25 protein-coding genes are annotated in these 26,060 nt (G+C 49.1%); 17 read left to right on the top strand and 8 right to left on the bottom strand.

Going from position 1 to position 26,060, the window contains the following annotated elements; translation table 11 throughout:
* Window positions 1-210 precede the first annotated feature (210 nt).
* From MJO57_RS04340 to MJO57_RS04320, 5 genes are all read left to right on the top strand, one after another.
* The gene (locus MJO57_RS04340) at window positions 211-1,401 is read left to right on the top strand and encodes an acetate kinase (protein ID WP_252023257.1); all 1,191 of its coding nucleotides are present in this window, start codon (window positions 211-213) and stop codon (window positions 1,399-1,401) included.
* An 85-nt stretch (window positions 1,402-1,486) separates the two neighbouring features.
* The gene (pta, locus tag MJO57_RS04335; RefSeq protein WP_252023255.1) at window positions 1,487-3,577 is read left to right on the top strand and encodes a phosphate acetyltransferase; all 2,091 of its coding nucleotides are present in this window, start codon (window positions 1,487-1,489) and stop codon (window positions 3,575-3,577) included.
* 239 nt (window positions 3,578-3,816) lie between these two features.
* Window positions 3,817-5,331, top strand: a complete 1,515-nt coding sequence (locus MJO57_RS04330; RefSeq protein ID WP_252017330.1) for an IS66 family transposase — start codon at window positions 3,817-3,819, stop codon at window positions 5,329-5,331.
* 47 nt (window positions 5,332-5,378) lie between these two features.
* Window positions 5,379-5,723, top strand: a complete 345-nt coding sequence (locus MJO57_RS04325; protein WP_252023244.1) for a GDCCVxC domain-containing (seleno)protein — start codon at window positions 5,379-5,381, stop codon at window positions 5,721-5,723.
* A gap of 90 nt (window positions 5,724-5,813) precedes the next feature.
* On the top strand, window positions 5,814-6,215 hold the full coding sequence (locus tag MJO57_RS04320; RefSeq protein ID WP_252023242.1) for a hypothetical protein: 402 nt from the start codon (window positions 5,814-5,816) through the stop codon (window positions 6,213-6,215).
* Here the strand turns inward: MJO57_RS04320 and MJO57_RS04315 are convergent.
* Complete coding sequence (locus MJO57_RS04315; RefSeq protein ID WP_252023240.1) at window positions 6,203-7,138, bottom strand: DUF481 domain-containing protein; 936 nt, start codon at window positions 7,136-7,138, stop codon at window positions 6,203-6,205. The genes MJO57_RS04320 and MJO57_RS04315 overlap by 13 nt on opposite strands.
* 680 nt (window positions 7,139-7,818) lie before the next feature.
* On the opposite strand from MJO57_RS04315, the gene MJO57_RS04310 reads away from it, so the two are divergent.
* Window positions 7,819-9,156 carry a transposase gene (locus tag MJO57_RS04310; RefSeq protein WP_252017304.1) on the top strand — a complete coding sequence of 446 codons (1,338 nt, stop codon included), beginning with the start codon at window positions 7,819-7,821 and terminating at the stop codon, window positions 9,154-9,156.
* A 112-nt stretch (window positions 9,157-9,268) separates the two neighbouring features.
* On the opposite strand, the gene MJO57_RS04305 is transcribed toward MJO57_RS04310, so the two are convergent.
* Window positions 9,269-10,714, bottom strand: a complete 1,446-nt coding sequence (locus MJO57_RS04305; RefSeq protein WP_252023238.1) for an IS1182 family transposase — start codon at window positions 10,712-10,714, stop codon at window positions 9,269-9,271.
* Window positions 10,715-10,856: 142 nt separating this feature from the next.
* Here MJO57_RS04305 and MJO57_RS04300 point away from each other — a divergent pair, with 142 nt between their 5' ends.
* The 4 genes from MJO57_RS04300 (at window position 10,857) to MJO57_RS04285 (ending at window position 13,341) form a co-directional block, all read left to right on the top strand.
* The gene (locus tag MJO57_RS04300; RefSeq protein WP_252017330.1) at window positions 10,857-12,371 is read left to right on the top strand and encodes an IS66 family transposase; all 1,515 of its coding nucleotides are present in this window, start codon (window positions 10,857-10,859) and stop codon (window positions 12,369-12,371) included.
* Between the two features lie 6 nt (window positions 12,372-12,377).
* Window positions 12,378-12,626, top strand: a complete 249-nt coding sequence (locus MJO57_RS04295; RefSeq protein WP_252026935.1) for a SemiSWEET transporter — start codon at window positions 12,378-12,380, stop codon at window positions 12,624-12,626.
* A 186-nt stretch (window positions 12,627-12,812) separates the two neighbouring features.
* Window positions 12,813-13,127, top strand: a complete 315-nt coding sequence (locus MJO57_RS04290; RefSeq protein WP_252023236.1) for an MGMT family protein — start codon at window positions 12,813-12,815, stop codon at window positions 13,125-13,127.
* Complete coding sequence (locus tag MJO57_RS04285) at window positions 13,117-13,341, top strand: hypothetical protein (RefSeq protein WP_252023234.1); 225 nt, start codon at window positions 13,117-13,119, stop codon at window positions 13,339-13,341. Before MJO57_RS04290 ends, MJO57_RS04285 begins: the two co-directional genes overlap by 11 nt.
* A 14-nt stretch (window positions 13,342-13,355) precedes the next feature.
* Here the strand turns inward: MJO57_RS04285 and MJO57_RS04280 are convergent, their stop codons facing one another.
* The 3 genes from MJO57_RS04280 to MJO57_RS04270 form a co-directional block, all read right to left on the bottom strand.
* Window positions 13,356-14,912: an MFS transporter gene (locus MJO57_RS04280; RefSeq protein WP_252023232.1), complete on the bottom strand. Its 1,557-nt coding sequence runs from the start codon at window positions 14,910-14,912 to the stop codon at window positions 13,356-13,358.
* A 168-nt stretch (window positions 14,913-15,080) separates the two neighbouring features.
* Window positions 15,081-15,566, bottom strand: coding sequence for a YajQ family cyclic di-GMP-binding protein (locus tag MJO57_RS04275; RefSeq protein WP_252023230.1), 486 nt, complete (start codon window positions 15,564-15,566; stop codon window positions 15,081-15,083).
* 139 nt (window positions 15,567-15,705) lie between these two features.
* Window positions 15,706-15,921 (bottom strand): dodecin, encoded by a 216-nt coding sequence (locus tag MJO57_RS04270; protein WP_252023228.1) that lies wholly within the window; start codon window positions 15,919-15,921, stop codon window positions 15,706-15,708.
* Window positions 15,922-16,032: 111 nt separating this feature from the next.
* Between MJO57_RS04270 and MJO57_RS04265 the strand changes: the two genes are divergently transcribed.
* The gene (locus tag MJO57_RS04265) at window positions 16,033-16,869 is read left to right on the top strand and encodes a ketopantoate reductase family protein (RefSeq protein ID WP_252023226.1); all 837 of its coding nucleotides are present in this window, start codon (window positions 16,033-16,035) and stop codon (window positions 16,867-16,869) included.
* Here MJO57_RS04265 and MJO57_RS04260 read toward each other — a convergent pair.
* The gene (locus tag MJO57_RS04260) at window positions 16,856-18,370 is read right to left on the bottom strand and encodes an IS66 family transposase (protein ID WP_252023224.1); all 1,515 of its coding nucleotides are present in this window, start codon (window positions 18,368-18,370) and stop codon (window positions 16,856-16,858) included. The genes MJO57_RS04265 and MJO57_RS04260 overlap by 14 nt on opposite strands.
* Between MJO57_RS04260 and MJO57_RS04255 the strand changes: the two genes are divergently transcribed.
* From MJO57_RS04255 to MJO57_RS04235, 5 genes are all read left to right on the top strand, one after another.
* The gene (locus MJO57_RS04255; RefSeq protein ID WP_252023222.1) at window positions 18,369-18,563 is read left to right on the top strand and encodes a hypothetical protein; all 195 of its coding nucleotides are present in this window, start codon (window positions 18,369-18,371) and stop codon (window positions 18,561-18,563) included. The genes MJO57_RS04260 and MJO57_RS04255 overlap by 2 nt on opposite strands.
* A gap of 59 nt (window positions 18,564-18,622) precedes the next feature.
* A complete protein-coding gene (gene nadC, locus MJO57_RS04250; protein WP_252023220.1) occupies window positions 18,623-19,552 on the top strand; it encodes a carboxylating nicotinate-nucleotide diphosphorylase in 930 nt (309 codons plus the stop codon).
* Window positions 19,553-19,568: 16 nt separating this feature from the next.
* Window positions 19,569-20,600: a UDP-glucose 4-epimerase GalE gene (galE, locus tag MJO57_RS04245; protein WP_252023218.1), complete on the top strand. Its 1,032-nt coding sequence runs from the start codon at window positions 19,569-19,571 to the stop codon at window positions 20,598-20,600.
* Between the two features lie 119 nt (window positions 20,601-20,719).
* Entirely contained in the window at window positions 20,720-21,295 is a 576-nt protein-coding gene (locus MJO57_RS04240; RefSeq protein WP_252023216.1) for a hypothetical protein, read from the top strand.
* A gap of 7 nt (window positions 21,296-21,302) precedes the next feature.
* Window positions 21,303-23,021, top strand: coding sequence for a hypothetical protein (locus tag MJO57_RS04235; protein WP_252023214.1), 1,719 nt, complete (start codon window positions 21,303-21,305; stop codon window positions 23,019-23,021).
* Between the two features lie 86 nt (window positions 23,022-23,107).
* On the opposite strand, the gene MJO57_RS04230 is transcribed toward MJO57_RS04235, so the two are convergent.
* Window positions 23,108-23,533: a prepilin-type N-terminal cleavage/methylation domain-containing protein gene (locus MJO57_RS04230; RefSeq protein WP_371924861.1), complete on the bottom strand. Its 426-nt coding sequence runs from the start codon at window positions 23,531-23,533 to the stop codon at window positions 23,108-23,110.
* 402 nt (window positions 23,534-23,935) lie between these two features.
* On the opposite strand from MJO57_RS04230, the gene MJO57_RS04220 reads away from it, so the two are divergent.
* A complete protein-coding gene (locus MJO57_RS04220) occupies window positions 23,936-24,256 on the top strand; it encodes a hypothetical protein (protein ID WP_252023212.1) in 321 nt (106 codons plus the stop codon).
* Window positions 24,257-24,461: 205 nt separating this feature from the next.
* On the opposite strand, the gene MJO57_RS04215 is transcribed toward MJO57_RS04220, so the two are convergent.
* Window positions 24,462-24,995, bottom strand: coding sequence for a transposase (locus MJO57_RS04215; protein WP_252023210.1), 534 nt, complete (start codon window positions 24,993-24,995; stop codon window positions 24,462-24,464).
* Window positions 24,996-26,060: the final 1,065 nt, after the last annotated feature.

The raw sequence follows: 26,060 nt of genomic DNA, 5'->3' as shown, positions 1-26,060 counted from the left end.
CATTCTGAGAATTTTTTACATTTTAGCCGGTGTAGGGAAATTCTCAGATTGAGTGCTGAATGACGGTTTAAGTGATCGGTTCCGGCCGGTGCGTTTGGCGATATTCGTGACAATCCGCTTACATTAAAAGCATTACACGGGAATTTTCGGAAACTGCACGGTCATTTTCACTGGTACCCTTTTACCTGTAAGGCACTGGAAATAGTTTCTATGAGCAAAGACAGCGTTCTGGTTATTAACTGTGGCAGTTCTTCCCTGAAGTTCGCAGTCATCAACCCGAAAACCGAAGAGGAAAGCATCAGCGGCATCGCCGAGCGCCTCGTGGGCAACGAAGCCTCGATCACCTGGAAACTGAACGGAGAGAAGCAAACCCTCAATCTTGGTGCTGCTGGCCACGAAGGTGCTATTGAAGCGCTGGTGGGCATTCTCCGCGACAACAACCTGATGGACCGCATTGAAGCCATCGGTCACCGTGTTGTCCACGGTGGTGAGAAGTTTACTGAATCCACCCTGATCACTGATGAAGTGATCAAGGGCATCGAAGACTGCAACCACCTGGCACCTCTGCACAACCCGGCTCACCTGCTGGGTATCCGTGCCTGCATGAAATACTTCCCGGGCCTGCCACAGTCCGTCGTATTTGACACGGCATTCCACCAGACCATGCCTGCGGAAAGCTACCTGTACGCAGTTCCTTATGACCTCTACAAAGAACACGGTCTGCGTCGTTATGGCATGCACGGCACCAGCTACCGTTATGTCAGCAAAACCGCTGCCGACATGCTCGGTCTGGACTATGACAACAGCTCTATTCTGGTTGCCCACCTGGGTAATGGTGCCAGCGCCTGTGCGGTCAAAAACGGCAAATCCGTTGACACCACCATGGGTTTGACGCCGCTGGAGGGCTTGGTGATGGGTACCCGTTCCGGTGACATTGACCCGAACGTGTTCAACTTCCTGAACAAACAGTGCGGCTACTCTCTGGACGAGATCACTGACATCCTGAACAAAAAATCCGGCATGCTGGGTCTGTCCGGTCTGGACAACGATTGCCGTGTTCTTGAAAACGCGGCAGCAGAAGGTCATGAACGTGCCCAGCTTACTCTGGATATATTCTGCAATGTTCTGGCCAAGAAACTGGCTGGTTTTGCGTCTGAACTGGGCCGCATTGATGCCCTGGTCTTCACCGGCGGTATCGGTGAGAACTCCAGCATGATCCGTAAGAATGTGCTTGAGCGTCTGTCCATCTTCGGCTTTGAAATTGATGAAAAAGCCAACGACGAGACTTTCCGTGGCAAGAGTGGGGTTATCACTAAACCCGGATCAACCGTAGCCATGGTTGTTGCTACCAATGAAGAACTGATGATTGCCCGAGATACCGAAGCGCTCATTGCTGGCTAAACTGGTTATCTAAATGATGTAAGCAACAGGAGGTTCAACCTCCTGTTTTTATATCAGTATTTCATGAGAAGGATTTTTTCCGGATATGCGTACTTTTTTCCTGGCGCCAACACGTTATGGTGTTGGCCTGACCTCCGTCACCCTGGGCCTGGTTCGGGCACTCGATAATCTCGGTCTTAGAGTCAAGTTTTTCAAGCCGATTGCCCAGCTGCATGTTGGCGACACGGGACCAGAGCGTTCCACCAAACTGGTTCAGCGTATCATGGACCACGAGCCGCCTACCCCCATTTCCGCCCATCGCGCTGAAGACCTGCTGGGTGATAACAAGGGCGATGTCCTGATGGAAGAGATCGTCGCCCTGTTCGAGCAGGCTTCCAGGGACTGCGACGTGATGGTGGTGGAAGGCCTGGTTCCCACCCGGGAAATGCCCTATGCCAACCGCCTGAACAGCAACATCGCCAAAACCATTAATGCCGACATCATCCTGGTGTCTGAGCCTGGTGATGACCCTCTGGAAGAGCTGGCCGACAAACTGGAAATCGCTGCAGACAGCTTTGGTGGCATCAAGAACCCGAATGTTGTCGGCTATGCCCTGAATAAACTGACGCCGGAAGTGGTTGCCCGTCTGAACAAAGAAGGTCATTTCCAAAGCTTGCCGGAATTTGCCCGCAAGCCATTCCAGCCACTGGGCTATATTCCGTTTGACAATAACCTGGCTTCTCCAAGAACCATGGATATTGCCGAGCACCTGAAAGCAGAAATCATCAATGCCGGTGAGATGGATACCCGTCGGGTGACTTCTTACACGCTGAGTGCCAGAACGCCAACCAATATGATTCATCACCTGAAGCCGGGTAATCTGGTGATTACTCCGGGCGACCGTGATGACATCATTCTGGCCACCTGCATGGCGGCCCTGAACGGCGTTCCCCTGGCGGGTCTTCTGCTGACCAGTGGTATCACACCATCGAAACCCATCATGGAACTGTGCAACAAGGCCATCGGTACTGGCCTTCCTGTGATGATGACCGGGGAAGACTCTTACACCACAGCAACGTTGTTGGATCGTCGCCATAACGAACTGCCGGTTGACGACACTGCTCGTGTTGAAATGGTGATGGATACCATCGCTGCCAACCTGAACACCGAGTGGCTGAAGCAACAATGCTCTGCCCTGGCAGAGCGCAGACTCTCTCCTCCTGCCTTCCGTTACCAGCTGGTTCAGCGAGCCCAGGGTGCCAAGAAGCGCATCGTTCTGCCAGAAGGTGATGAGCCACGTACCATTCAGGCTGCCGTTATCTGTCAGGAGCGTGGTATTGCCCAATGTATTCTGCTTGGACAGCGCAGCGTTATTGAACAGGTTGCCAGAGACAACGGCATTACGCTGCCAGATGGCCTGGTCATCATGGAACCTGATAGCATCCGCGCCCGATATGTTGACCCGATGGTTGAGCTGCGTAAGAGCAAAGGTCTTACCGCCCCGATGGCGGAAGCCCAGCTGGAAGATACGGTAGTACTCGGTACCATGATGCTGGCGCTTAACGAGGTGGACGGCCTGGTTTCCGGTGCGGTACACACCACTGCCAACACCATCCGTCCGGCATTCCAGCTGGTCAAGACGAAGAAAGATGCCGGTGGTCTGGTTTCCTCTGTCTTCTTCATGCTGCTGCCTGACCAGGTTCTGGTATACGGCGACTGTGCCGTTAATCCAAACCCGAATGCAGAACAGCTGGCCAATATCGCCATCCAGAGTGCTGCCTCCGCTACGGCGTTTGGCATTGAACCACGTATCGCGATGATTAGTTACAGCACCGGAACCTCTGGCATCGGTGCCGATGTTGAGAAAGTGCGCGAGGCCACTGAAATCGTTAAGGCCAAACGTCCGGACCTGATTATTGACGGCCCTCTGCAGTACGATGCCGCATCCGTTGAGTCAGTAGCCCAGAGCAAAGCGCCTGGCAGTAATGTTGCAGGTCGTGCTACCGTGTTTATTTTCCCGGATCTCAACACAGGTAACACGACTTACAAAGCGGTACAGCGCAGCGCGGACGTTATCAGTGTCGGTCCAATGCTTCAGGGTCTTAACAAGCCAGTGAATGACCTTTCCCGTGGTGCATTGGTAGACGACATCGTTTACACCATTGCCCTGACCGCTATTCAGGCCGAAAACGACTAAATATAAAAACCGGGCGTTCTGCCCGGTTTTTATTATTGTAAGTCAGTTGTCATATTATTTTGTTATTTCTGTTTACGTTCCCGCTTTACACTCTTGGTTTTCACTCTCGGTTTACAAAGCTGGCTCATTACCTGCATTATAAAAAAACATGTAACTGTTCAGCACCCCCACATAAATCTGGAATTTTCTGATTTTTATACCATCCTCTTAAGCACCATTTTTCCACAATATTCGCCAGCATGATTCCAGAACTACCCGCAACTATGTCGGCTGAGATTCTCTTGAAAGAGAATGCAGAGCTGCGGATGAGAGTTGCCTGTCTGGAAGAGCGATGTCGAGAATTGGAAGAAAAGGTTGGCAAGAACAGTCAAAACAGCAGCAAGCCGCCATCGTCTGATGGTTATCAAAAACCTTGTAAAAACAGTAATTCTCCAGATCATTCTGACGACCTTTCCGCAGATAAAGGTACCGATCCATCGGATGAAAAACCCAATCCTAAAAGTCTGAGACAGTCTTCTGGTAATAAAGCCGGTGGAAAGAAAGGGCATCAGGGCACTTGTCTTAAACAGGTCGATATCCCTGACTATATTGAGTACCTTCCGGTTAAAGAATGCAATAAATGTCAGGCGTCTCTTCTTGATAGTGAGCCGGTCAAATATATTGAACGACAGGTGTTTGAACCAGGGAGACCGGGTGAATTTGAAGTAACGGCCCATAGAGCTGAAGTAAAAATCTGCACTTGTGGTTGTCGGAATCAGGCTGAATTCCCGGAAGGTGTTACCGCTGCCGCACAATATGGCTCAGCCACACAGGCTATGGCCGTCTATCTTAACCAATACCATTTCCTGCCTTTTAAGCGCGTGTCAGAGTATTTTAATACTCTCTATAAAATGAGTGTAAGTGCAGGCACTGTCGCCAATTTTGTGGCCAGAACCTATGAAAATCTGGCTTCTACTGAAGAGGTTATTCGTGACGCCTTGCGGGAATCGTCTGTTGCCGGAGCCGATGAAACGGGTATGCGGGCCGAGGGCTCTTTGCACTGGCTACACGTTATGCGGGATGAACAATGGACGCTCTACTACTTGTCTGAAAAGCGAGGTCGTGAGGCCATGGACACGATGGGCATACTGCTAACATTTGCAGGCGTTCTGGTTCATGATCATTGGAAATCCTATTTTGCATATGCGGCAACTCACGTACTTTGCAATGCCCATCACCTGAGGGAGCTTTTGGGTGTTGTTGATAGGGACAGCAATCAACTGGCGTTGCGATTGATGAAGCTACTGAGGCTTTCCTGGCATTACTGCAAGGGCTTTAAGACCATAGGTATGCTACAGATGCCAAGTGTTGTCTGTGAACGAATCGAGAAGATTTATGACCGGTTGCTTCAGCGGGCTCTAATGAAAGAAGTCGTCTATATGGAGAAGCAACGAGAGGAGCTTAAGCGCAAGAAAGTCAAGAATACTAAAGCTTACAATCTCTTCAAACGACTCACTGAGTTCAAGGCTGAGACACTGCGCTTCATGTCAGATTTTACCATTCCCTTCGATAACAATGGCAGTGAGCGGGATGTTCGAATGGCCAAGTTAAAGCAGAAAATCTCAGGCTGCTTCAGGAGTGCAGACGGTGGTTCTATGTTTGCACGGATTCGCAGCTATTTGTCGTCTGCCAGAAAACAGGGAATGGACATATATCAATCACTTCATAGAGCTGTTCGGAATTACTGTAATATGCCTTTGCTCAGTGCTGAATAGTTACAAAAACATTGTGCGTTTCTAAGGGAGGCCGATAACTCAATCCAATGCCAAAAGCGAAAAATGCAAAGAACGGCACAGGAAGTGCCAGGAGAAAAAATATGTCCACTAAAAATTATACAAGCGCGAAGCCCCTTGCATCGACGTCCATCATCACCTGCCCGGACTGTATGCACCATGCCATTGAAACCATGCCCCAGGATGCCTGTGTTTATCTTTACGAATGCAAAAACTGCCAGAAACTGATTACCCCACAACAAGGCGATTGCTGTGTTTTCTGTTCACACGCAAACCAACCGTGCCCAACATCACAACGAGATAAAAAAGCCTACGCTGAAATGACACACCTCTGTGAAGAAGTGGCTGATAGCATCTCTGCCTCTGCCCTGTAAAAGGCCTGGTAGAACCATATCCGGGGTTTTGAAGTGTCTGCTTACTCTATAAGCAGCACCTCTTTACTTTAAAACCAGACACCAGCGTCAATGGAGAGGACAAAAAAACCGGCATCTTTCATCAATCAAAATGTCCTGCTGCCGCTATTAACAGAAGTGATTCTGAAAAAGTACCTTATAACAATGAAAGTCAGAAAAACCCTGATTTTTCCCCTTGAACATCAAAACCCGGAAAATTTAACCCGACACTCGCTGCTCTATCGTGCAGCCAACTGGCTGGAATCCACCATGCGTGCTTTACAGGAACACCGCGAGAATGAAAATCAAGCCGGGGCACCTGCACAACAGATTACCCAACAAAGAGCTGCTTGCCCGTCCTCAGGGCAATACCCATTCCGGCGGCATCTGGTGAAAACCCGGTTTTTTTTGCCTACAAGGGGACGCTTACCTGTATGCACCAATCTGAAGCGCTCTGATCCTTACCAATGGTAACCAATGCCCATTTTGATGCGGCTGTCTACCTTACGAGTCTTATCAACCGGGTCACTGTCGTAATCAACAGTATGCGTCAGATTTGAACTAATATGGTCCGTTAGCCCGACTTTTATTCCCTGATTAACATTGACCAGTGTCGTTGACTGATTCAAACGAAAGAATGTTCTGCTGTTGGCAAAATATTCCCAGTCATTAATAATCTGTTGACGGAAATTAAAGACCCAGGTCAGCGCATAATCCCGCTGGGAGTCGTTGGTCTTATAATCCTCCCAGAGCTGACTGATACCCCCACTGGTTTTCAAGGCTTTTTCTGCAGTCTCCCAAAAACGATAACCCAGCGTTCCCCCCAGCGATGTCCGGCTTTTCAGATCCTCCTCAGAATCATACTCCTGCTCCGCAGCGCCCTGCACAAACCAGTGTTCATCCAGATAACGGCTGTATGAATAACCAACCACCCACTCAGAGCTTTTAACGCCGTCATCATCTTCCGCTTCAATATCCCAGTAAAAAGCATTTTTATTCCACTGGTCATCAATATTGAGCTTGCCCTGCACCCCAATCAACAGCTCATCGTCATTGCCAGACTTACTGTCCAGCGTGGCCACCAGACTGCCTCCCAGCTCCGTAGTATCAGCGATCACCGGCTTCTCTATATGGATAGCGGCTACGGGCCAGACTGCAGAGAATGAACGCTTTCGACCACTGTCGTCAATCACCGTAACACCGGCTTCCCGGCCTTCAAAACGTCGTAACCGGGCCTCATCTTCACCAATCAGACTGACCCAGAATGTTTTCTCTGAATCGAGCGCTGTTACATAGCGCCAGTCCAGCTCTATAGTACCTGCATACCTGGTCTGCAAACTCAACTTGCCAGAGTCCAGTTTAACAATATCACCGGACAACACATCGCCATTGTTCATCCAGACAGTATCGGCCCACGCTGTACTGATGGAAAACAGACAAAATATCCCCAGCAACCTGGAAAAACGGCAAAGGCTCCTTTGGAGCAACATAGAACGAACTTCCCCCGGACAGGTTTTACCAACCTATATAAAGGCCGTCTGAGAATAGACAGCATCTAAAAGTTATAAAGGCGACAGAATCCACAATATTGATTCTCAAATCAATGGTAATTACAGCTATACCCTCATTGCCTCTTCCTGCCTCTCCCTGTGGCTCTGACCGGTTGTCCCGAGAATTCCTTCAGGGTATTAATGGGTCTATAATTATTTTCTGTCGTGGTCAGGCAGCGCAGGATATACAACGATGGCATTATTTCAACGGATCGGTAAAGCACTGGAGCCGTTGATGCTGGTAATGGGGATCGTTAGTCCACTAGGAGGCTGTCCGAGAACTAGCTATTGAAAAAACGAAAGCTTCAGCATTTTCTTGGCTGATCAAATATTGACCTAAATTTAGCCTGTTTTGGGGTAAAAATTGCGTTTTTTACCCTTTTGCTTGCCTTTATGCTTCTTCAAGACGGATTGATCCCGTTGAAACCGATTTGACAATTTTTTTGAAATTATAAGCACTGCTCGACTTTAGAGTTTTAAGAGCACAATAGTTCCGGCGCATAATCTGCTAAAAGCAACCATCCCCAATGACGAAATTCGAGATGGTTGCCATGCTCACTTCAGATCATCAAGTAATCCTCAGGGAGCTCGCTTCATATACAACCTTTCTTGCTGGAGCGCTATCATCAACTGCAGTACCAACGTTCTGCGAACTGCTGTTCGGTTGCATGCTTTCAGCCGACGGCTTTGTTACACAGGCGTTGTTAACAATTGATTTTCATTGTGTGTGGAGCAGCTACCACCACTGGCTATCTCAGGGCAAGTGGCAATGGAAGAACTTGGCACGCCACTTGATCCGTCTGGTCTGCTCCAAAGCTCCTGAGAATCAACCTGTGGTCCTGGGGCTTGATGACTGGGTAATCGAACGGTTTTCCGACAAAGCCCCTGCTTGTCGTACACATCATCAACACAGCAAGAAACGCAATCGGCCGACGTACATCTGGGGGCAGTGTTGGGTTTCCCTGGCCATCATATTTGAGCGGGCTGCAGATGAAGTATTTACCGCCATACCGGTGATCTCATTTCCGACACCAGCTTCAGGTAACACCAGCAAACTGAAAATTGCCGTGGCCATGCTCAGGGTGGTACGCAATGAAGTGAAGGATCGAGTGCTACGCCTGCTAACCGATTGCTGGTATATGAACTGGACACTGATAAAGCCAGCTCTGGAAATGAACATAGAAGTTGTTGGTCAGATACCTTCAAATCGGGCCCTCTATGCTTTGCCGCCAGCACCCACCGTAAAGAAGCGAGGGCGCCCAAAAAAGTACGGCATCAAGATGACGACAGAACAGGTTAAGAAACTGCCGGAAGAAAAAGCAACAGTATGGATGTACGGCAAATTTCGCAAAATACGTTATCGTACCCTGATCTGTCGCGCCAGATTCCTTAAAGGTCGTGAAGTACGCGTCGTCTGGAGTCGCTTTGAAAATGACAAAGGTCTGACCGAAAGCAGAATATTCATCTCGACCAATCCGGAACTTGAGGGACTGGAGGTGCTTCGTGCCTATTCCCGGAGATGGCCGGTAGAGCCAATGTTTCACCAACTCAAACATGCTTTTGGCTGTTGCCATTTATGGCAGCAGAAATTGCGAACACTGCTTCGATGGATGCATTTGAAAATGGCAGGCTATGCATTATTGCAGTTATTAACCGTTTGTAAAAATCAGGCATGTCTGAATATTTCTCGGATACCCTGGAGAAGCCCGGATACAACCACTGCAGGCATGATGAAAATTGCTCTTTCAGGAATTATTCCGAGGTTCTCTATTCGCAAGGGCTGGAACAGATATAAGCAAAAATATGAGTTCAATTTTCGCGATCTGATCGACCAGTTAATACCGGATAATTCAGAAGCAGCATAACTAAAGGCTTTTAGGCAAAAAACGGAAGTAATAACGAACTTGGAAAAACAGTTCACTGATTTCGGCTTGCTTCACTATAAAAAGCTGACCGAATTATCGTTTTATACAGACTCTAAAGTCGAGAAGCACTGCAGACCAGTGAAAATTCTCCAGCCACTTTTTCCTTACCCCGGACACTGAACCCTCTGAATCCTGAGTTCTTGATTTGGCCAAAAGGCGGTTCCGCAATCACCTTGCGACGCTCATAAACCGCTTTGGCCTCTTTGGTTTCCATTTTGCGGTTCATCGCCTGGCGTATGGCTTCGTGGCGGTCTGTGCGAATCACTTTCCCCGGGTCTTTGTTGTCACCACTGCACCTTTTACGTAACGGGCAATCCCGGCAGATATCTTTACTGACGCGGTAGCTTTTGTGTTTTGCTTTGCTAGCCGTGTTATAAATCAGCTTCTCACCGGCAGGGCAGGTAAAGCTGTCGTCTGCTTCATGGTAAATAAAATCCGCTTTGACAAACTTTCTGTCAGAGTCTTCCAGTCCCTCTGTTGCAGGCTTCTCCTGTCGATCCGTAGCCATGTAAGCGTCAATGTTCGCATCATCAAACGCTTGCAGGTTGGGCCCTGAGTAATAGCCATTATCCTCACTCATTTTGCCAATGGACGCGTTATCTGTTGCTTCTGCAATGGCTTCAAGTGCAGGCTTTACTTCCTGCTTGTCATTGGCATGCTGGCTGATGTGCTGGCCAACAATGATACCATTATCGCTGTCGACGCTGATCTGGGCGTTATAACTGTACTGATAGCCACTGCCTTTTTTACCCATGATCCTGGCATCATGATCAGCAAAGCTGATTTGCTTTTTGTCGTCTATCGGCTTATCGGGATTCAGGGCCTGTTCCCGTTCTTCAAGCGCTTTTTTGGCCTCCTGGATTTTCTCTAACCGTTCCTGCTTGAATTGCAAGTCTTCAGGAATGCTGTAGCCAGTCTCCTGCTGATAAGCATCGTCCTCTTCACTGTCACTGGTTTCGGCTTTTTTAATCAGGGCCTCAACTTCAGCCATTAATTCAGCTTCTTTGGCCTTAAGTCGTGCGTAGCTCATGGCCTTATGCTTTGATGAGTCGGCTTTGAATTTGGAACCATCAAGAGCGATGTGGCCCAGCGAGGCCATCTGTAGTTCCCGGGCGAGCAGCACGCTCTGTTTGAAACTGCTTTTAAAAAAGGTGGCCTGGTTTTTACGAAAGTCACTGAGCACCCGGAAATTTGGGCAGTGCTGTTTGGCGATATACATGAAAGCCAAGTCCTGATTGCAGCGCCGTTCAATCTCCCTGGAGCTGAACACACCATGGCTATAGGCATAGATCAGGATCGATATAATCAGTCGTGGGTGGTAGGCATTCTGGCCAAGATGGTGATACTGCTTTTCCACTTCAGAGGTGTCGATATGCTTGAAGATATCTTCAAAAACGAAGCAATCATGATCTGGTGGCAGCAGGTCGAAGATGTTCGATGGGAACATCAGGTGCTGGTCAAAATCAGCAGGGTTATCTTTGAATTTGATTGATGACATCCGTTTCGGCAACAACAAAGTGGGCAGAAGATGCCTGATTATACTTAATCAGGGTAACTGTTCAGCACCCCCACATAAATCTGGAATTTTCTGATTTTTATACCATCCTCTTAAGCACCATTTTTCCACAATATTCGCCAGCATGATTCCAGAACTACCCGCAACTATGTCGGCTGAGATTCTCTTGAAAGAGAATGCAGAGCTGCGGATGAGAGTTGCCTGTCTGGAAGAGCGATGTCGAGAATTGGAAGAAAAGGTTGGCAAGAACAGTCAAAACAGCAGCAAGCCGCCATCGTCTGATGGTTATCAAAAACCTTGTAAAAACAGTAATTCTCCAGATCATTCTGACGACCTTTCCGCAGATAAAGGTACCGATCCATCGGATGAAAAACCCAATCCTAAAAGTCTGAGACAGTCTTCTGGTAATAAAGCCGGTGGAAAGAAAGGGCATCAGGGCACTTGTCTTAAACAGGTCGATATCCCTGACTATATTGAGTACCTTCCGGTTAAAGAATGCAATAAATGTCAGGCGTCTCTTCTTGATAGTGAGCCGGTCAAATATATTGAACGACAGGTGTTTGAACCAGGGAGACCGGGTGAATTTGAAGTAACGGCCCATAGAGCTGAAGTAAAAATCTGCACTTGTGGTTGTCGGAATCAGGCTGAATTCCCGGAAGGTGTTACCGCTGCCGCACAATATGGCTCAGCCACACAGGCTATGGCCGTCTATCTTAACCAATACCATTTCCTGCCTTTTAAGCGCGTGTCAGAGTATTTTAATACTCTCTATAAAATGAGTGTAAGTGCAGGCACTGTCGCCAATTTTGTGGCCAGAACCTATGAAAATCTGGCTTCTACTGAAGAGGTTATTCGTGACGCCTTGCGGGAATCGTCTGTTGCCGGAGCCGATGAAACGGGTATGCGGGCCGAGGGCTCTTTGCACTGGCTACACGTTATGCGGGATGAACAATGGACGCTCTACTACTTGTCTGAAAAGCGAGGTCGTGAGGCCATGGACACGATGGGCATACTGCTAACATTTGCAGGCGTTCTGGTTCATGATCATTGGAAATCCTATTTTGCATATGCGGCAACTCACGTACTTTGCAATGCCCATCACCTGAGGGAGCTTTTGGGTGTTGTTGATAGGGACAGCAATCAACTGGCGTTGCGATTGATGAAGCTACTGAGGCTTTCCTGGCATTACTGCAAGGGCTTTAAGACCATAGGTATGCTACAGATGCCAAGTGTTGTCTGTGAACGAATCGAGAAGATTTATGACCGGTTGCTTCAGCGGGCTCTAATGAAAGAAGTCGTCTATATGGAGAAGCAACGAGAGGAGCTTAAGCGCAAGAAAGTCAAGAATACTAAAGCTTACAATCTCTTCAAACGACTCACTGAGTTCAAGGCTGAGACACTGCGCTTCATGTCAGATTTTACCATTCCCTTCGATAACAATGGCAGTGAGCGGGATGTTCGAATGGCCAAGTTAAAGCAGAAAATCTCAGGCTGCTTCAGGAGTGCAGACGGTGGTTCTATGTTTGCACGGATTCGCAGCTATTTGTCGTCTGCCAGAAAACAGGGAATGGACATATATCAATCACTTCATAGAGCTGTTCGGAATTACTGTAATATGCCTTTGCTCAGTGCTGAATAGTTACTAATCAGGCTATTCTCGGACAGCCTCCTAGCCACGCTACCGCAGCTTTACAAACTTTTCTTTTCTCATAGCCAGCATGCTGCCGGGCTTTCGCTCGTCACATGGGCTCTTTATGCCTTCATTGCGTTCTTATGGACACTGTATGGTGCATACCATAAAAACCCTACTATATGGATAGGAAACTGCCTTGGTTTTCTGATGGACGCCACCATGTCGATAGGTATTTATCTGCAAGTCGGGTTGGTGGTATAAAAGCCCCGGTCATTGATGGGGTGAATGGTCTTGCAGCAAGAAGATGGCCTGTAATTTTGATCAAACCATTTGGTTAACGACTTAATTTTCTTTCCCATTCCATACTTTTCCAATATCCTGAAATCTGTTGTTTATGATTGATGCTATCGTGGAAAGCATCTTGGAAAGTATCGCGGAGAGCCAACGTTGACTGCCCCCTTTACCCCTTCGGAAATATGGTATCTGATCAGCAAGATTCCGAAAGGCTCTGTTGTCACCTATGGCCAACTCGCACAGTTGGCTGGGGCTCCCGGTTATGCTCGTGTTGTGGGAAATGTTCTGAAACAGCTGCCCGCAGGGACCGACCTTCCCTGGCACCGTGTGATTAACGGCAAAGGTCAGATTTCATTTCCTGAGGGGTCGAGTCGGTACAGCCTGCAAAAACAGCGTTTGCAACAGGAGGGCGTGACGATCTCCTCGGGAAAAATCAATCTGAAAGCGCATCAATGGCATGGAGAGTAAATACATGGATGGAGCACCGGAAGATATTGCCCTGGCCGTCGAAATTATTCGTCAACTGGAAAACCTCGAGTACCCGGAAGAAAACATTCTCAAGGCGATGGTTCATATCTGCCAGGATACACTGAACAAGCTCCCCAACAACGAAACCCGGGAGTTTTGGCGACAGAGGCTGATTGCCGAACTGATGGACTCATCAAACGACCAAACCCATTAAACTGGACAAATGAATCAGTCACCCGACTGATGACTGCCCAGTAATCGCCCTACATACGTCACCAGCCATATAACCGGCAGCCCCAGCAGTGCTGAACCAATAAAGAATACCGGATAGTCCAGGGCATCCACAAAAGTACCTGAATAACCCGCCAGCAGCTTGGGCAGCAACGTCATCAGTGAGCTGAAAATAGCATACTGCATGGCCGTAAAGGCCCGGTTGGTCAGGCTGGATAAAAAGGCAATAAACGCGGCTGACGACATGCCACCACTGAGATTATCTGCCGCAATTACCAGGCTTAAATAGAGGCTGGAGGGTTCAAGATTGGCCAGAAGTGCAAAAAGCGCGTTAGATAATGCCGCCAACAATGCGCCTACCCAGAGAATTCGCATCACTCCGAAGCGAATGGCCAATACTCCGCCCAGAAAGCCTCCGGCGATGGTCATGATCAGGCCAAAGGTTTTGGTGATGGTGGCGATTTGCTCTTTGGTGTAGCCCATATCGTTGTAGAACACATTGGATATCGTGCCCAAAACAATATCAGCAATACGATAGGTACCTATCAATAACAATAGGTAGATAGCGACTTTGCCGTAGCGCTCAAAGAAATCAGCAAAGGGGGCCACGTACGTTTCCTTCACCATTTCTCTCGGTGCAAGGCGCACTTTCACCAGCAACCAGGCGGTAACTCCTGCAGCAGCAACACTGCCTGCAAATCGCCCGGCACCAGCCAGAAAACCGGCGATGGGCATAGACACCCCGGTATCGATCAAATAGGTTTTTAACGCAGAGAAAGCATCGGCCAGCTGAGTAAAAGAAAGAACAAATGCGCTTGCTGCAAGGGCAAAGAGCAACAGAAAGCGCAGATAATGAACGGTACTGTGCGACGATTCGGCAGTTCGATCAACATCAGGCTCAGCAACCAACAGCGTGGTAATGACCCCAATCAGCATAAACACGGCCATACAGCGATAGGCCCAGGCCCAGGCCAGATAGTCGTAGTTACCATCCTCCGTCATGGTAAACCAGCTGGCCAGCGCCAGTGTACCAGCCCCGGCCACCAGCATACCGATCCGATACCCGGCAATGTAGGCCGAGGACATCATGGCCTGCAGGTCATCATCCGCCGCTTCTATTCGATAGGCATCAATAACGATATCCTGCGTGGCAGAAGAAAACCCAAGCATCACCGCGCCACAGGCGATCCAGAACAGACCATCAACCGGGTTATGGGCCGCCATAAATAACAGTGCGGCAATCACTGAGACCTGAGACAACAACAACCACGACCGGCGACGCCCAAGCAGACCATGCAATACCGGCAATGGAATACGATCCACCAGAGGGGCCCAGACAAACTTGAAGGAATAGCCTAATGCCGCCCAGCTGAAAAAGGTGACAGCACTTCGCTCCACACCTGCTTCGCGAAGCCAGAGGGAAAGGCTACTGAAAATCAGCAGAATGGGCAGGCCTGCTGAAAAACCGAGAAACAGAAGAGCAATCACCCGACGGTTAAAAAAGCTTTTACAGGCATCGCCCCAATTCCTGGAAGAATCTGCTGCCAGCCCCATTCAAATTGCTCCATCATTAATGTGAAAATTTACAGCACCCTGCTTCTTCTAATAAGAAATCCTGCTTTAAAAAGAAGATACCAGCTTACCTGAGAAATAAAGATCCGTTTTCACCATCCGGTAAAAACGGTTTTCTATGCCACTGTTGCCTGTGCCACCAAGAGCCAATCAATCTCTGAAATTATTGTACTGCAGCGGCATGTCCAATTCGGCTTCTCGCAAAAAGGCGATAACCGTCTGCAAATCATCCCTTTTCTTACCGGTCACCCGAACCTGATCGCCCTGAATGGCTGCCTGCACTTTCAGTTTTGCGTCCTTGATCATTTTCACGATCTTTTTGGACACGTCCTTATCCAGCCCCTGTCGAACAACCACTTCCTGCTTGACCTGTTTGCCAGAACCGTAGTGATCCTTCACTTCAAGGCATTTAACATCAATGCCCCGCTTGACCATCTTGGTTTTCAACATTTCTACCATTTGAGCCAGTTGAAAGTCGGCATCGGTGGTCAGAACAATCTGTTTGTCGCCACTTTTCTCAAAGCTGGCATCAACACCCCGAAAGTCAAAGCGGGTGGCCAGTTCTCGGTTTGCCTGGTCAACAGCGTTGGCCAGCTCATGCATATCCACTTCAGAGACAATGTCAAATGAAGGCATAGTGAATGATCTCCTTGAGGAATCGAAAGAAACAATTAACCGCTATTGTATCCATGATTGTCCCGGAAAGACCATGGAGAAAATCAACACACCAGCGACAGGGCTCCCTTATGTATGCATTTATTGGGTGGCAGCGCGACTATTGATCTTTACCCTTTAGCCTGAAGCCAATCTTTACCGTTACCTGCCAATGGGCAATTTTGCCATTCTCAATATGGCCACGTTGCTCCACCACTTCAAACCAGCCCATATGCTCCAGGGTCATGCCGGCTGCGGCAATGGCATTCTGAATAGCATCATCACTACTGACCGTTGAACTGCCAACCAGTTCAGTCATTTTATAGGTATGGCTCATTGTCTATCTCCCACTATTGTATTGAAAAGCTGTATAACACCAGCTGTTTGAGTATAGGCAGCAAATGGTAGACTCGACGTCTCTTCACCCTCTGATGGAATTTACACCTTCATGCCGAATGATACCTGGTATATTTTGGGTGCTGGCAGCATCGGTTGCCTTTGGGCCGCCAGCCTTTGCCATAAAGGGGCAAGCCCCCGCCTGATCCTGAGAGAAAGTAGCTATCAGCAATTTGCCCGAAAACGCGTGCCACTCAAGCTATCCACTCCAGACCAGACCGCACTGTTTGATGTCGATATCGTCTCACCAGAAACGATCAACAGCCCCATCAACCGGCTGATTGTCTGCACAAAGGCGCAGGATGCACTGGCAGCACTGAACAGCGTAAAGGCACACCTGGCGGATAACTGCCAAATACTGTTGCTGTACAATGGCATGGGCAGCCAGCAGACCGTTCGGGATGCGATGCCAACGCAAACCGTTTGGGCGGGTTCCAGTACCGATGGAGCTTACCTGGCAGCCCCGTTTGAAGTTTACCATGCAGGCCGGGGTAACACCTGGATTGGCTCGCTCAGGAATGATCAACGATCCGAACCGGGTTTTGATGATCTGTGCAGCAACTTCAGGTTAAACGTCAGTCAGTGCGATGCCATTGAACAAAAGTTATGGGAAAAGCTGGCCATTAATAGCTGCATTAACGGCCTGACCGCACTGTTCAACTGCCGTAATGGGGAACTGCTGGATAATGGTGAAAAGCAGGTCTGGCTGGACCAATTAATTATCGAAGCAAGCTCCGTTCTGGCGGCACTGGAGATCCCGGCAACCTCACTCAGAGAAAAAGTACATGGTGTCTGCCAGAACACCGCCAGCAACCTGTCATCAACCTGTCAGGATGCCCGAAGGGGGAGAGCCACCGAGCTTTCATTTATTGTAACTATTCAGCACTGAGCAAAGGCATATTACAGTAATTCCGAACAGCTCTATGAAGTGATTGATATATGTCCATTCCCTGTTTTCTGGCAGACGACAAATAGCTGCGAATCCGTGCAAACATAGAACCACCGTCTGCACTCCTGAAGCAGCCTGAGATTTTCTGCTTTAACTTGGCCATTCGAACATCCCGCTCACTGCCATTGTTATCGAAGGGAATGGTAAAATCTGACATGAAGCGCAGTGTCTCAGCCTTGAACTCAGTGAGTCGTTTGAAGAGATTGTAAGCTTTAGTATTCTTGACTTTCTTGCGCTTAAGCTCCTCTCGTTGCTTCTCCATATAGACGACTTCTTTCATTAGAGCCCGCTGAAGCAACCGGTCATAAATCTTCTCGATTCGTTCACAGACAACACTTGGCATCTGTAGCATACCTATGGTCTTAAAGCCCTTGCAGTAATGCCAGGAAAGCCTCAGTAGCTTCATCAATCGCAACGCCAGTTGATTGCTGTCCCTATCAACAACACCCAAAAGCTCCCTCAGGTGATGGGCATTGCAAAGTACGTGAGTTGCCGCATATGCAAAATAGGATTTCCAATGATCATGAACCAGAACGCCTGCAAATGTTAGCAGTATGCCCATCGTGTCCATGGCCTCACGACCTCGCTTTTCAGACAAGTAGTAGAGCGTCCATTGTTCATCCCGCATAACGTGTAGCCAGTGCAAAGAGCCCTCGGCCCGCATACCCGTTTCATCGGCTCCGGCAACAGACGATTCCCGCAAGGCGTCACGAATAACCTCTTCAGTAGAAGCCAGATTTTCATAGGTTCTGGCCACAAAATTGGCGACATTGCCTGCACTTACACTCATTTTATAGAGAGTATTAAAATACTCTGACACGCGCTTAAAAGGCAGGAAATGGTATTGGTTAAGATAGACGGCCATAGCCTGTGTGGCTGAGCCATATTGTGCGGCAGCGGTAACACCTTCCGGGAATTCAGCCTGATTCCGACAACCACAAGTGCAGATTTTTACTTCAGCTCTATGGGCCGTTACTTCAAATTCACCCGGTCTCCCTGGTTCAAACACCTGTCGTTCAATATATTTGACCGGCTCACTATCAAGAAGAGACGCCTGACATTTATTGCATTCTTTAACCGGAAGGTACTCAATATAGTCAGGGATATCGACCTGTTTAAGACAAGTGCCCTGATGCCCTTTCTTTCCACCGGCTTTATTACCAGAAGACTGTCTCAGACTTTTAGGATTGGGTTTTTCATCCGATGGATCGGTACCTTTATCTGCGGAAAGGTCGTCAGAATGATCTGGAGAATTACTGTTTTTACAAGGTTTTTGATAACCATCAGACGATGGCGGCTTGCTGCTGTTTTGACTGTTCTTGCCAACCTTTTCTTCCAATTCTCGACATCGCTCTTCCAGACAGGCAACTCTCATCCGCAGCTCTGCATTCTCTTTCAAGAGAATCTCAGCCGACATAGTTGCGGGTAGTTCTGGAATCATGCTGGCGAATATTGTGGAAAAATGGTGCTTAAGAGGATGGTATAAAAATCAGAAAATTCCAGATTTATGTGGGGGTGCTGAACAGTTACCATTTATTAACGGCTTTCTGATCCAACAGGCAAACACCCTGGGGATCTCCGTCAGCAGCCATAACCAACTGATGGATCAGCTGGGTATAGCAGGCATCAGATAATCCCATCAGGGCTGCCTGCAAAGACTTTGCCTTTGGGTATATAATCCCGGCCAAAGAGCATGACAACCAAGCCTGTGACCTCCAAAATGACCATAAAAGTATCCTGCACACTGCCTGAAAACCTGAGCCCGGTTCTGCAAGACCAGATACACTGTGCCGTAAAAACCAATGTTCGTCAGGCTTTGGCTGAAGATATTGGCTCCGGAGACATTACGGCTTCCCTGATTCCGCCAGACCAGCAGTCAGTCGCCAGAATCATCTGCCGTGACCATGCGGTCATCTGCGGGCGCCCCTGGTTTGATGAGGTCTTTCGTCAAATTGATCCCGATGTCCAACTGGAATGGCACATAAAAGAAGGTGAGCGGGTTGAGCCGAACCAGGTGCTTGTGGTTCTCAGGGGTTCTGCCCGCAGCCTTCTGACCGGCGAAAGAGCCGCCATGAACTTCCTGCAGGCCCTCTCCGGCACGGCAACCCGCTGCCAGCGCTATGCTAATCTGGTCAGTAATACTAATGTCAAATTGCTGGATACCCGCAAGACTCTGCCCGGTCTGCGGGTAGCCCAAAAATACGCCGTCGCTGCTGGCGGCTGCCACAACCACCGGATCGGGCTCTTTGATGCTTTCTTAATCAAAGAAAATCATATTGCCGCCTGTGGTGGCATTGCCCGGGCCGTCGCCAGGGCTCACGAAGTCGCTCCCGGCAAACCGGTTGAGATCGAAGTGGAAAACATGGAAGAGTTTAATGTCGCCAGAGAGGCCGGAGCAGACATCATCATGCTCGATAACTTCCCACTGGCGCAGCTGGCCGAAGCCGTTCGGCTAAACAGGGAACTTCCCGGAACAGCCCCGCAACTGGAAGCATCCGGTGGCATTAATGACCAGACACTGGTACCCATCGCCGAAACCGGGGTCGACTTTATCTCTATTGGCACACTGACCAAAGACTGCCAGTCTGTAGATCTGTCAATGCGGATCGTTGAGCAGCTTTAACTACACGGAGGCAGCCTTGAGTAACACAATAAACCAAAAAATTCTGGTAACCGGTGGCGCTGGCTATATTGGTAGCCATACCTGCGTCGAACTCCTCAACGATGGTTACGAGATCATTGTTCTGGATAATCTCAGTAACAGCAGCGAGGAATCCCTGAGGCGGGTTCAGGAGATCACCGGTAAGTCACTGGAGTTTGTGAAGGGGGATATTCGCGACCATCAACTGTTGAACTCACTGTTCAGCAACCATGAGATATCGTCTGTTATCCATTTTGCTGGCCTGAAAGCCGTTGGAGAATCGGTCTCCATGCCCCTGGCTTACTACGATAACAATGTGCACGGAACCCTGGTGTTGCTGGAAGCAATGAAGCAGGCCAATGCGAAAACCCTGGTGTTCAGCTCTTCTGCCACGGTGTATGGCGACCCGGCCAGCCTACCCATCAGTGAGGACTTCCCAACCTCGGCAACCAACCCTTATGGCCGCTCCAAGTTGATGATCGAGGAAATCCTTCAAGATCTTCATGTGTCAGACAATAGCTGGCGAATTGCCTTGCTTCGCTATTTCAACCCGGTTGGCGCGCATCCTTCCGGGAGAATCGGTGAAGACCCGAATGATATTCCCAATAACCTGATGCCTTATATCTCCCAGGTGGCCATCGGTAAGCTGGAAAAGCTCAGTGTCTTCGGTGATGACTATCCTACCCATGATGGTACCGGGGTCAGGGACTATATCCATGTGGTTGACCTCGCTATTGGCCATGTGCGTGCTATTGAAAAACTGCAGAAAAGCGCAGGTATCCATGCCTGGAACCTGGGGGTTGGCAAGGGCTACAGCGTGCTGGAAATGGTCGCCGCTTTTGAACAGGCATCGGAACAGCCGGTACCTTACCAGATCGCCCCAAGACGCTCTGGTGATATTGCTGCCTGTTATGCCAACCCGGAAAAGGCCCTGAGTGAACTGGGCTGGAAAGCGGAAAAAGGGTTGGATGATATGGTGTCTGATAGCTGGCGCTGGCAGTCAGCCAATCCGAATGGCTATCACAGCTAAAAATCGTCGCCTCCCCGTTCCCACGGCCCACCGTGGGAATACCCGACCGCCCGGTCCTTCTTAACTGTCAACAATGGTCTATCCTGTCTATTCGAATTATTAAGCGGGAAGGAACCGGAATGACCGACTCACTGTTCCAGCAGCTCAAACGTCTTGGTATCGATGAAGAACTGGCCAACCAGGTCAGCGTCGCCCTTGATCCTGACCATAACGCCAGTAAAAAGGATGTGCTGGTGTTACAGGAGACCATTCTAAAAGTGCAGACAAGATTCGATGAGCGATTTTCCCAGTTAAAAGCAGAATCCGATGAACGCTATTACCAGCAAAAAGCAGCATCCGATGAACGCTATTACCAGCAAAAAGCAGCATCCGATGAGCGCTATTACCAGCAAAAAGCAGAGTCCGATCAGCGCTATAACCAGCAAATAGCAGAGTCCGATCAACGCTTTGCCCAGCAAAAAGCCGAGTCGGATCAACGCTATTTCCAGCTAAGGGAAGAGACCAATCAACAAAGGGCAGAATCCAACAGAAATTATCACGAACTCAAGCATGCACTGAAAAGCGAGCTAACCAACAGCCTGACCGATGTCCGTGTTGAGTTTCACAGCATGCACCGCCACTCCATCTATGCCTTCGGTGCCATTCTGGTATCGATCCTTACGGTGCTGGCTGTGAATATCTATTTCCACCTTTGAGCAGGCCATGAAAACCATACTCCTGCTCCTGTGGATAACTTTTCTGCTACCAGCCTGGGCGAATGATTGCCCACAGTGGGATCATAAAGAAGCCACTGAGAACATCAGCCGGCTTACTGATGACGTGGGTCATCATGATGAACAGTACTTTATCAACAATGCCCCCATGATCAGTGATATTGAATACGACGCCCTCGTAGCCAGACTGAACTATTGGCAAGCCTGCTTCCCTTGGGTAATAACAGCCAAGCCTCCCCTCAAAATACCGCACAAACAAGCCACGATTATCCATCAGGCTCCCATGGGGAGCTTGAAGAAGGCCGCAACTGAAGAAGCAATAAAAGGATTTTTACAGCGAATATCGGGTAGTGATGCCCTGGTTCAGCCGAAGATTGACGGGGTTGCTGTCGAACTGGTCTATAACAGTGGACAACTGATTCAAGCATCCACCCGTGGCAATGGCGAAACCGGCGTCGATATTCTTGGTCATATCCTGCAAATGCCGTTAATCCCCAAAACGCTCTTACGTCGGGATTATGATGAACCGATAGATCTGGTGCTCCATGGTGAGCTATTTGCGCGAATCGACAGCATCCCTGCATCAATTCTTAACCCGTATGCCAGCGCCCGACATCTGGTTGCCGGTCAGCTCAATCGAGCTGATCCAGACACTGAAGCGGTAAAAGCCTTTGATTTTTTCCCATGGCATTGGGTTGAGAGCCCGTATAATGACGATTTCCAGTCCATAAAAGCCTTGGCAGGCATGGGCTTTCCTCTTCCCTTGGAGTATACCCACCAAACCACATCCTACCCTGAAATCAAACAGTGCCTTGAGCATTACGCTGCCAGCAAAAAACCACTGTTTTTGATGGATGGAATTGTCATTAAGGCCGACAGCAACCCAATCAGAAAGCAGCTGGGCTGGTCAGGTAATACACCCGCCTGGGCCATGGCATGGAAGTTTCCACCAGAAACTGCAACATCAACAGTGCAAGCCATTGAATTTACCATTGGCCGAACCGGCCATATCACACCCCAGGTCCATATTCAGCCCGTAATGATCAACAACCGCACCATCTCAACCCTTTCACTGGGCAGTATTCCAAATCTGGAAAAGAAAGGGCTTGCCGTGGGAGATCAAATCAGTTTCAAACTCAAGGGGAATGCCATACCGGTCTTTGGCAAGGTACTGTTTCGCCCGGCCAACAGAGTAAGCCCGGAACGCCCTGATACAAGCCGCTATTCCCCTTTTACCTGCCTTGGTATGGCACCGGGTTGTGCAGAACAATTTGCCGCTCGCCTGATATGGCTAACCGGTAAGCAGGGGCTTGATCTGGCAGTGATCAACAAGCCTGTTATTTATCAATGGATTCAGGCCGGCATCGTCCAGACACCCGTCGATATTCTTAAACTCAAAGCCACTGCACTGCAATCTGCCGGGCTGCATCCGCAAGCAACCCGGCAGTACATCGAGTCCATCCAACGTCCAAAAAGCCTGGAGCAACGAATACGTGCGCTCAGCATTCCTGGCATTGGTAAAAGCACTGCCCATGAGCTGGCTGGGTGTATAACGGATTTACAGGGATTGTTATCCAGACAGCTTTCAGATCAATGCCCAGCGATTGGCAGTAAACGGATGATAGATTTGCAGGACTATGTGAATAGGCAGGAAGTCAGGGAGCTGATTGATTTTCTGGATAAGCTTGATCGTCGGGAAACCAGGTAAAAGCAAAGTTTCTCCCAAGATCCTTGATGTCTCGTTCCCATGCTTTTAGGCCCTGTGGGTCCTGCGTGGGAACGAGGTAAAAATTATTAGTTCAGACCTGCGAGCCATTTAGTATAAGCATCTGTTGCCACAATTGAGGCTCCTGGAGTGCCAGTAACGGACCAGTTCGAACCATCTGTGGTTTCAATCACGACAGCTTCAGTACCCAATGATCCACCTGGAGTTATAGTAATCGTTGGTGTACCACCGCTTGGGATTGCATAACCTATTTTGCCGCTAGTTGCACTCAATCCGATTTTCGTGGCAGTACAGGTAGTTAATACACTGGTTTGAGCACAAATTGCAACTGCAGTACGATACGGGGCTGCTTCAGTAAGAGCCGCAGAAACCTGAGCATTCCGGGTGTAGTTCTGATACTGCGGAATGGCAACACTAGCCAAAATACCAATGATCGCCACAACGATCATCAATTCAATCAGGGTAAAGCCCGACGTCTTACGGATTTCCGACATCCTTGTCTTCATAATCTTTTCCTCGACCAATGAGTTTCTTTGACAGCGTGCTGAAGTCCATTGCTCAATCTGTCGGCACCGTCCTGCAGCTCTTTAAACAGGATAGTTAAGTTCATTAATGGTGGCGGGCTGCCTACTCACATACCCGGTGACAGCAAAACCATACAGGTAGCTGTCCCCATAGCCAAAATTCACCCTAAATACGACATATCCCATTGATTAGTATAATAAAGCCGAAAAGCACGGCTTCTTTTAGAATAAAGTTGTCCACACCGCTTATTTTGCAATAACCCCTCCCTGCCACGCTTTTTTGACAGATCAGCTATTTATTTTTGCCATTCATCCGATAGCCAAAGTAATGACGTTATCGATTGAACAAGGATGCAAAAGGCAGGCATGGCTATGCAAAATAAAACCCTGGTCAATAACCAGTTGGGCTCATGGCTGGCACGGATGGGGATTGTATCCATCGTTATTCTGTCCGCTTTTATCACCGGGTTTATCAGCCTGCAATTCTTTTATCAGCAGAAAGTCGACAGTTACTTCTCGAATCCGGGTATCAGCAGCCTGCCAACCGACGAGTCCGCCCTGATTATCAGAACCAGAGACCATTGGATTACGACTACCGGACAGCATCGGGAAACCTACAGGCCCTTACTGACTGACCAAAGAGCTGGGAAATTATTTACATCATCGCTACGTTGGTTGGTTTTCCAGCTATAGTGACTGGCTGAACAGCAATGATGGACTGCCGTTTACCCTGTTATATGAAGTGCAGTATGAGCATGGTGTCAGCGAAGAAACTTTTCTCTTTAAAGGTCTGCTGTCCACAAGGTTGGTGGCAAGGCAGGTGAAGATCAATTAAGCAGCAAAACCACTGAATCTATAAGACCCGGATCAAATACTCTTCAAGCATGAAAATATACAATCACCACACAGTGATCACATCCAGCAAACCATTCCTTTGCCCAGCGTAATTCCGGGCACTGGAATAACGCCAATGCACTGGCAGATCCACATAGCCACGCTTGACCGGATTCTGGTGAATATAATCAATCTTCTGAACCATCATCGCTTCATCGATGATTAACTCTGGATGAACGCCTTCCTGCCAGAACTGAAGGGCCCTGTCTGCCTTGTGTTTCTTCTTATAAAAAGCCAGTTGGTCAAGAATGGTACTGACTTTTCGCTGCTTCAGATAATTTATCAACTGCTTTGCCGTGTATGACTTGTAGCGGGCAATATCCTTATCCAGCTGCGGGCTTTGGGCTAACAAATGCAGGTGATTTTCCAATATCACATAGGCATAGAGCCGGAAATTATCCTTCACCAGCCAGCGCAGAGAATCCAACAGAATGCAGACTGTATTCTGCCGGGTAAACACCGGTATCCAGTGAAGCACGGTAAGGGTAAGAAAGTGAGGCTTGTCGGGCTGGATGAATGAATATCGGCTGCGCCCCATGATTTGACCTGACGTTTATTGTAGATAACGTTTATAGGACTGGAAAAAGTAAAAATAGTTCCTCAGGCATTCCCACGGAGGAACGAGGTCAGCACCCACCTTCTCGTTCCCATGCTCTGCGTGGGAATGCATACCTGTACTTGCAGACATTCTCGTCGCTGGTATTTTACCGGGAGCTTGGGGTAGGCATTCCCACGGAGGACCGTGGGAACGAGGTCACGAGGTCAGGCATTCCAACGGAGGAACGAGGTCAGCACCCACCTTCTCGTTCCCATGCTCTGCGTGGGAATGCATACCGGTACTCGCAGACATTCTCGTCGCTAGTATTTTACCGGGAGCTTGGGGTAGGCATTCCCACGGAGGACCGTGGGAACGAGGTCACGGGTTTCGCGACAGCCTCAGGACCGTGGGAACGAGGTCAGCACCCACCTTCTCGTTCCCATGCTCTGCGTGGGAATGCATACCAGAACTCGCAGACATTCTCGTCGCTGGTATTTTACCGGGAGCTTGGGGTAGGCATTCCCACGGAGGAAAGTAAGACGAGCTCCTCAGGCATTCCCACGTAGGAACGAGGTCAGCACCCACCTTCTCGTTCCCATGCTCTGCGTGGGAATGCATAACGGTACTCGCAGAAATTCTCGTCGCTGGTATTTTACCGGGAGCTTGGGGTAGGCATTCCCACGGAGGACCGTGGGAACGAGGTCAGGGTTTTGCGACAACCTCAGGACCGTGGGAACGAGGTCACGGAGGACCGTGGGAACGAGGTCATGCATACCGGTACTCGCAGACATTCTCGTCGCTAGTATTTTACCGGGAGCTTGGGGTAGGCATTCCCACGGAGGACCGTGGGAACGAGGTCAAAAGAGTTCCTCAGGCATTCCCACGTAGGAACGAGGTCAGCACCTACCTTCTCGTTCCCATGCTCTGCGTGGGAATGCATACCGGTACTCGCAGACATTCTCGTCGCTGGTATTTTACCGGGAGCTTGGGGTAGGCATTCCCACGGAGGACCGTGGGAACGAGGTCAACGGAGGAACGAGGTCAGCACCCACCTTCTCGTTCCCA

It is taken from the genome of Endozoicomonas sp. SCSIO W0465 (genome assembly GCF_023716865.1).
Lineage (GTDB): Bacteria > Pseudomonadota > Gammaproteobacteria > Pseudomonadales > Endozoicomonadaceae > Endozoicomonas.
The sequence above is the reverse complement of the archived record's forward strand: the minus strand, read 5'-3'. Positions and strand labels throughout refer to the sequence as shown.